Source organism: Tateyamaria sp. (genome assembly GCF_039945315.1).
Classification (GTDB): Bacteria; Pseudomonadota; Alphaproteobacteria; order Rhodobacterales; family Rhodobacteraceae; genus Tateyamaria.
Window position 1 is genome coordinate 1 of record NZ_JBDUXB010000022.1, and the last position, 7,055, is coordinate 7,055.

Below are 7,055 nucleotides of genomic sequence, written 5' to 3' on the forward strand. Positions count from 1 at the left end.
AATCAGGAACGCAGCCTTTCAACGAGACCAAATTTCAAGCTCAACCGCGCCGCCGCTCTGGCTGAGTGGCGTGGTCTTGGCGCGAGTTAATGGACAGTGTCACTGTCCTTGTAGAGACTGGTTCGAATTAGTCTGCCAGCATCCTCTCTTAGCAAATACCGCTATTTGGACCCATAGCCGCTGACGTCAGACAAGGTTGAGAACCTAACATACCTTTAGAACCTCATCTTCACACCGATGACCGGACCGTGTTGGCTAACGTCATAAGCAAAGGCACCGGTTGGAAGCGTGTCGCTATAGTCCATGCTATAGTAACGATAGCCAAAGAAGATCGAAGTCTTGTCCCAGGCCCTCCAATCAAAGCCGACATTGGCACCAATCTGAAGGTCGTTTCCTCCGGCTCCAAATCCACCAACATCAACTGATGCGATGGTGGTCCAGCGATCATTGATCTGCCACATGCCGCGAGCGCCAATAACGGGCTCCCACCAACCTTCATCACCACCCAGGACTGGCGGGGTTGGTCCAACGGCAGGGCTGAGCGTGATCTCTTGGCGTAATGAGTTGTAGCGCGCACCGCCTTGTATATCGAAGGCGTACCTGCCGCCGTTGCCAAGCGTCCCTTCAGAGACTTTGTACCCGGCGAGGATGGCGAACCATTTTTGCCGAATGTCTGCTGCAAACGTACCGCCACCAGGGGAAGGCAATGTTCCGTCGGCGTCAAGCGCTACATAGTTAGCGTCCAGAATGACACCCCAATCGCCTTTCCAGGCTTCGAACCGGCCAGCGGCGGCCCAGTCGAGAAGATCCAACGCATCCTTAAGATCTAAATCTAACGGAACAGTCGATCCGGCAATCGTGGAATCCCCACTCGTTCGAGCTGGGAGAAATGCGTAGAAGGAGGTGGTATAGCGCCAATCACTTTCGCCCTGACCGGACAGCGAAATTGGTTCGGCCATTACGCTTCCACATGTAAGGGCAACAAAGGCAGTCGCTGATGTAATCGTTGTTTTCATGTGTTTCATGGTGTCCTCTTTTCAAACGATGCGTTTCGGGAAGATTTGGTTGCGACCAGTTGTCAGATGCTCTGCGCAACCATGTATTTGGTTTCATCAAAGGTAGTTGAATTGCATTCGAAGCCAGAACAGCACCTTTGCAAGAAGCTCTACTGCGCCTGCATCTTCGGTAATTAGTGTTGCGCTGCCGCTCATGCCCAAGCGGCGTGCGTGGTCCGGCAGGCCGTAAGGAAACGCCAATCTGACTGCGAAGTGATCTGAGCCTGTTAGCTGAGATACAGTTGGAAGTGCGCCAGTGGCTCCACTCAATGTGCCTTCCCCGGTTCCAGGAACCACCGCCTCAACAACTGTTGTAAAGGACGTTCCCGGTAAGGGCTGCATTGCGACTAGCACCTCGGATCCAATCTCGAATGCATGTGCCCCGCTTTGGGCAAACACACCCGTCGTGTGAAGTGTTTCATTGGGCAGAAATACAACCGCGGAGTTGAGCATCGAAACCCGTTGTCCTGGGCGAAGTGTCAGGGCAGTCACTACTCCGTCAGCGGGTGCAACTACGGTTGTCTGCTCCAAGCTCCAGCGAGCACTCGCCAGAACTTGTTGTGCCTGAACAACCGATGCATTCACGCCATCTATTTCCGAGGCAATTTTCACTTCAATGCCCCGTTGGCGTGCTTTCGCTGCATCCAAACTGGCTTGGAATTGTTCGATTTGGGACACTGCTTCCTGCATCTGAAAGCCAGTGCTAGCGCCATGTTCGGCAAGTTGCACAATATCATCCCGGCGTTGGAAGCCAAATCTCAGCTGCGCTTCAACACGGGCGACTTCTGCGACGGCTGTTTCCAGATCGGTCTCTAACCCTTGCTCGGCAGCTTTGGCGTCCACCAATGCGGCCTCGAGCCTACGGACTTCAGTCTCAAAGGGTTCAGGTCCAATGCGGAAAAGCACGTCACCTGACTTGACCGGGGAATTTGGAACCGCGGAGACCTCTACAACCGTGCCAGAAACATTTGGGGTAATTTCAATAGTTGTACCTTGGATTGCGACGTGTCCCGAAGGCGCTAGGAAGTTCAGCGCTCCAACTACAACGACTGCGATGATCAATCCCAAAAATGTCACCAAACTCTTCCAAGTTGCATTCCAAGGCAGAAGCTTAAATTGGGCAAAGATCAGGTAGATGATCAGGGCATAAAGGCTAAGAGCAATAAGCATCTTGTCGGCTCCAGTGGTGATGCTTGGGCGCGCTAAGTGCGCCCAAGCGATTGGCATCAGTCATGTGCCGTCAGAGTTGACTCTTCAGGAGTCATGGGGGAGCGGTGTGGGAACTGTGCAATGCGGCCGTTGTGGCTTTCTAATAAGAATTGCATTGGTGATACCGCGAAGAGACCTGGGTACAATTGGCCGTATTTCTCACCTGGATCACGCTTGATGTTGTAGAAATCCATACCCGGAAGCCCACCATGGCCTTCGGTGATGTGGATTTTAAAGTTCTCATAGCGCAGGGCACCAAGTGTCGGACCACTGTAATGTGCCATGAAGTTTCGGCGGCCATGGCCTTCACCATTCAGGAACAACGCCGTCTGATCTACGCCGTCGGTGATGCGGTCATTGGGAATATGATCCGTTGCGCCTGCGATGCGTGCTGCCGTAGTGAACAAGTCGGTCACGTGCAATGTGTCGACAGGATCTTGGCCAGGTTCGATCATGCCAGGCCACCAGGCCATTGCCGGAACACGTACTCCACCTTCAAGAATGTCTCCTTTAGCACCACGCAGTAGCGTGTAACCAGCGGTTGGGAAAAAAGCATACATCGGCCCATTGTCACTAATCCAAACAACCAATGTGTTTTCGGCTATGCCTTGGTCTTCCAAGGTATCCAGCAATCGACGTACGTGATTGTTATGCATAGCCATGAATGAGGCCTGCCTGTTGTTCTTGTCTACACCCGGTGCATCCAGAAATTCCTGAGACGGTGCAAGTTGCTGCGCATAGGAAGCCCAGTAGATGAAAAACGGATCTTCGGCATTGGCGTGATTTTTTACATAGGCTGTGATCTGATCGATGGATGCGTTTTCAAACACCTCTTGTCGCTCGGGAGACAGTTCGCCGGCAGGTCCTTCAATCGGGGTGCGACCTTCATCTTTTCGACCAACATAGCCTGCAACGGACATGTCGATGCCGGTACGCTCTTTATAGACCTCGTAGCCGGGAAAATCCGGAAATAGGAACGTCCCGTTTTGGTCTTCGTAAGAGGCCTGCCAGTAGTCGGGCGCACCATTGAAAAGGCCATAATAGGCATAGTCATAGCCTTGGTTTTCTGGCGCATGTTCCGGCAGATCGCCCAGGTGCCATTTACCCCACATCGCAGTGTTATAGCCCTCTTCTGACAGAACTTCTGCGATGGTCACTTCTTCAGCGGCCAGCCCATCCTCCATGCCAGGCCACAAGACCGAAAGCAGACCAGTACGGACCGGGTGGCGGCCAGTATTGATGGCAATACGTGTTGGCGTGCAGGATGGTTCAGCATAGGCGGACCAGAACCGCATGCCTTCCATTGCCATTTGATCAAGCTCAGCTGATGGTGTTCCACGATGCTTGCCACCGCCTTGCCAGCCTAGCTCACCCCAACCAACGTCATCCGTCAGGATGTATACAATATTGGGCTTTTTGCCGTACTTGGCCTCCAGTTCCGCCAACTTTGCGTTCAGGTCTGCATCTTCAGCAGCCCAGGCTTCAGCATTGCGTTGGGCAAATTCAAGATGTGGGCCGTCCGGTTCGATAGCGCTTGCTGGTATTGCAACCAGACAGGAAATCGCGGTTGCGGCTCCTAGTTTGAGACAGGTTTTCATTTCATGTTCCTCCATTAAATTCGGTTTCATTTGATAGATTTTGGGATCGCTCAGTCCTTAGCCGCGCCTTCTTCAGCTTGAGTGCGGGCGTCCACTGCCATAGCAATCGCCAGTTCTGCTTCTTCGATTGAGACCCTGGCCAAACCAAGAGCATGTTCCGCATTGGCCTCCAGCCGGTTGGCTAGATCTTCGGCACGTGAGCGGTCCGTTGAGCGTTTGGTCTCTTCGATCTGGTGGCGGACCTTTTGCTCCCGTTCCACCATCGACTTGTGCAGTTCACTCCAGGCTATTGAAACCTGGTCTTGCTTTGACTGCGCTGCGCCAATTGCTTGGTCTCGAGCCGATTTGGCTGTTTTGCGCAAATCAGCGATTTTTTCTTTGCGCCTGGATTTTTGCTCCCTTCCAAAAGCTTCAGCACGGGCTTCGATGTCACCAACAATGACGGCCAGATCCGCAAGCTTTTCAGAGAGGTTTGCCATCACATATGCCCTTCGATTTGGGACACCTTCCCCGTTAGGAAAGGTCATTGCAGTCCACTCAAAGAGTAGCGGCAAACCTCTCCTGTTATCTCCCAAGGGCGGCTTGGGAGATCTGGATTAGATGTCGTTTCGGTGTTGTTAGGTCCGTTTGACCTGAGAAAAGGTTTTACATTAATGCTGCTCAGAGTCACTATCGCCATTGGAATAATAAGAATTCCAAAAGGGAAACTGCGCAATGAATCAGCTAGATGCGATGAGGTCCTTTGTCCGCGTCGTGCAGACGGAAAGCTTCCAGGGGGCAGCAAAGCTGGAAGGTGTGGCCCAGGGTACAATCAGCAAACGCATTTCAGCGTTAGAGGATCATCTGGGAACACAACTACTTCGTCGAAATCAGCGCGGTTTGTCGCTGACAGATCTTGGTGCTGGGTATTTTAAAACTTGTCTGAAATTGCTGGAAGATTTTGACACTGCCGAAGCCGCGTTACGGACAGACATTGGCGTGCCAGCGGGCAGGTTACGGATGTCGATGTCACCTGTCTTGTCTCGATTGATCATTGCGCCTTTGTTGGTGGAATTCGGTAGGGAGTATCCCAAGATCGAAATTGTCTCGTTTCTGACCGAGGCACATACAGACATTGTTGGGGAAGGCATTGATTTAGCCATCCGGGCACGTCACTTGGACGATTCCTCACTCAAGGCAGCCCTGATTTCATCAAACCTGCTGTCAGTTGCAGCATCGCCTTCGTATCTAGCTTCATCTGACCCCATTGAGGACCCTGAAGACCTTCAATCCCACAATTGCGTTTCGTTCAGTCGGATGCGTGCCGGTGGAACCTGGGGATTCAAAAAGGAGAAGGCCAAGAGAGAGGTCAAAATTCATTCCAATTTAGCCGCTGATCAGGGGGATACACTTGTTGAATATGCAGCTAATGGTGCGGGGATCGTCATGATGCCCGAATGGGTTATGGCAAAAGAACTCGCTGATGGGCGGTTGGTTAAAATTCTCGAAGACTGGGACGCCCCCAGCATTCCCCTGTACATCGTGTACTCTGCCAGCGGGGCAATCCCCTTGCGCGTCAGGTTGTTGGTGGATTTTCTGAGGCGGTCCATTCGAACAGGAAACCTGCTGCCACGATAACCGCTGTCATCATTGATCTTGTTTCTACCAGAACCTGCCCAGCATCGTGCGAGCGACCGGCCTCTATCTTGCACAGAACCAAGGAACACCCGAAGTTGCCCAAGAAGCTTCTGTACTTTTAAAACACTCAGATCCCCTGTTACGCGTACATGCTTTGCGTCTGCAACGTTTTGCTTCCGGCCCAGTTCAGGTTTCACAGGTGGCGCTCTTACTAAGCGATCCAGTGAAAACTGTGCGTGTTGCTGCCGCACGTGAGCTGCTCAATGTGCCGCCAGGCGAAATGTCCAGACTTCAGGCTGATGCCAAGTCGAGTGCAACCCAGGAGTGGGTATCCAGCATTTCCGGACATCTAGATTATCCGGAAACGCATTTGATTTTGGGCGGATTGGCACTCACCAATCGAGAAGCAGAAAGAGCGCCATCAGCCTTTCGTGAAGTCGTGCGACTTGATCCCCAAAGAACAGATGCATGGTTGTGAGGTTAACGTCGATAGTCCATGGCCCAGAAGCGGCTAAACAAGCACTGCGCGAGGGTGTGAGCAAAGCCCCCAACGATGCTGTACTCAACGCCTTGGCTGCCCAATTGAACGAGCAATGAACTTCGACTGGGAGCCCTGAATTGGGGCTCCCCAAAAGTGTAACGCAAGTCTTGCAGGTGTGATCAGTGAGTTACTAGGCTTTCAGTGGGGTAGCTCCTGTTTCCATTCTAACCAATTTCCCATTTCGCAGAAGCATGACAACCATAACGGATTCTTTGTCACCGCTTAGAAAGTCTATGAATTGATGCGTTACCAAAATGTCTTCATTCTCATAGACGATCCGATAGTCCCGCCGCTCAGGTCTTTGGCCGTCTGAGCTCCAAATACTCACAATATCTTCTTTGGTCAGCTCTTTCCCGAGCTGGTGCCGAACATACGCGAAGTCATCATGGATCATCGCCTCAAGGGCCTCTCGGTCTCTAGTATCGAAGGCCTTTTTCCACTTTTCTGAGAATTTCATTCGTCACCCTCATCAAAAATAATATTCCAAACTGAGCCTGCAATTTTGCTGGCGGACAGACAAAGACAAAATGTTAAATCTCCATCCAACGATAGGATCATCATGGACCAATATCGCTAGAAGCTGCCACGAGAGTGTCCTTTTTTAGCCGGTATGCCAAAGCGATCCCAATCTTCATGGCATCAGCAACCTCAGCGGGAGTAGCCCCAGAATTAAGCATCTTTAAAGCCACTGATAGGCTTATGGCCTTCGGGGGCATTGTCAGAGGAAACCAGCTTGAGCCGGTCAGGGTGGTTTCGTAGCCTTGTCGGATGACAAAACACTCCCCATTTCGCTACTTTAAAACCAGCCCGGAAATCATCCGTCTTGCCGTGATGATGTATGTTCGATTCCCGCTGTCACTTCGGAAGGCACTGTCAGAAGAAACCAGCTTGAAGCGGGCAGGGCGGCCTCGTAGCGTCTGAACATGACCAAACCTAACCCTTTCAAGGGCTTTCAAAGCAGCCCGGAAATCATTCGCCTGGCGGTGATGTTGTACATTCGGTTCCCGCTGTCTCTCCGCAATGTTGAGGATCTGC

General features: G+C 52.0%; 7 protein-coding genes and 3 pseudogenes. 5 read left to right on the forward strand and 5 right to left on the reverse strand.

Annotated elements, in window-relative coordinates:
- Nucleotides 1-90 (forward strand): annotated as a pseudogene (locus tag ABJD00_RS06350) (IS6 family transposase); the annotation flags it as partial.
- A 125-nt stretch (nt 91-215) separates the two neighbouring features.
- On the opposite strand, the gene ABJD00_RS06355 reads toward ABJD00_RS06350, so the two are convergent.
- The 4 genes from ABJD00_RS06355 to ABJD00_RS06370 all read right to left on the reverse strand — a co-directional run bounded on the left by ABJD00_RS06355 (nt 216) and on the right by ABJD00_RS06370 (nt 4,344).
- On the reverse strand, nt 216-1,025 hold the full coding sequence (locus ABJD00_RS06355) for a hypothetical protein (protein WP_348509963.1): 810 nt from the start codon (nt 1,023-1,025) through the stop codon (nt 216-218).
- An 87-nt stretch (nt 1,026-1,112) separates the two neighbouring features.
- Nucleotides 1,113-2,225, reverse strand: coding sequence for an HlyD family secretion protein (locus tag ABJD00_RS06360; protein ID WP_348502221.1), 1,113 nt, complete (start codon nt 2,223-2,225; stop codon nt 1,113-1,115).
- Between the two features lie 56 nt (nt 2,226-2,281).
- Nucleotides 2,282-3,862, reverse strand: coding sequence for a sulfatase-like hydrolase/transferase (locus ABJD00_RS06365; protein WP_413848809.1), 1,581 nt, complete (start codon nt 3,860-3,862; stop codon nt 2,282-2,284).
- Nucleotides 3,863-3,912: 50 nt separating this feature from the next.
- The gene (locus tag ABJD00_RS06370; protein WP_413853678.1) at nt 3,913-4,344 is read right to left on the reverse strand and encodes a hypothetical protein; all 432 of its coding nucleotides are present in this window, start codon (nt 4,342-4,344) and stop codon (nt 3,913-3,915) included.
- Nucleotides 4,345-4,576: 232 nt separating this feature from the next.
- On the opposite strand from ABJD00_RS06370, the gene ABJD00_RS06375 reads away from it, so the two are divergent.
- Together ABJD00_RS06375 and ABJD00_RS06380 are read left to right on the forward strand one after the other, a co-directional pair.
- The gene (locus ABJD00_RS06375; protein WP_348398915.1) at nt 4,577-5,479 is read left to right on the forward strand and encodes a LysR family transcriptional regulator; all 903 of its coding nucleotides are present in this window, start codon (nt 4,577-4,579) and stop codon (nt 5,477-5,479) included.
- Between the two features lie 46 nt (nt 5,480-5,525).
- On the forward strand, nt 5,526-5,957 hold the full coding sequence (locus ABJD00_RS06380; RefSeq protein ID WP_348398916.1) for a hypothetical protein: 432 nt from the start codon (nt 5,526-5,528) through the stop codon (nt 5,955-5,957).
- A gap of 193 nt (nt 5,958-6,150) precedes the next feature.
- On the opposite strand, the gene ABJD00_RS06385 is transcribed toward ABJD00_RS06380, so the two are convergent.
- On the reverse strand, nt 6,151-6,477 hold the full coding sequence (locus ABJD00_RS06385; RefSeq protein WP_348398917.1) for a DUF4440 domain-containing protein: 327 nt from the start codon (nt 6,475-6,477) through the stop codon (nt 6,151-6,153).
- Between the two features lie 311 nt (nt 6,478-6,788).
- On the opposite strand from ABJD00_RS06385, the pseudogene ABJD00_RS06390 reads away from it, so the two are divergent.
- Together ABJD00_RS06390 and ABJD00_RS06395 are read left to right on the forward strand one after the other, a co-directional pair.
- Nucleotides 6,789-6,884: pseudogene (locus tag ABJD00_RS06390) on the forward strand (IS6 family transposase); the annotation flags it as partial.
- A 59-nt stretch (nt 6,885-6,943) separates the two neighbouring features.
- Nucleotides 6,944-7,055, forward strand: a pseudogene (locus tag ABJD00_RS06395) (IS6 family transposase); the annotation flags it as partial.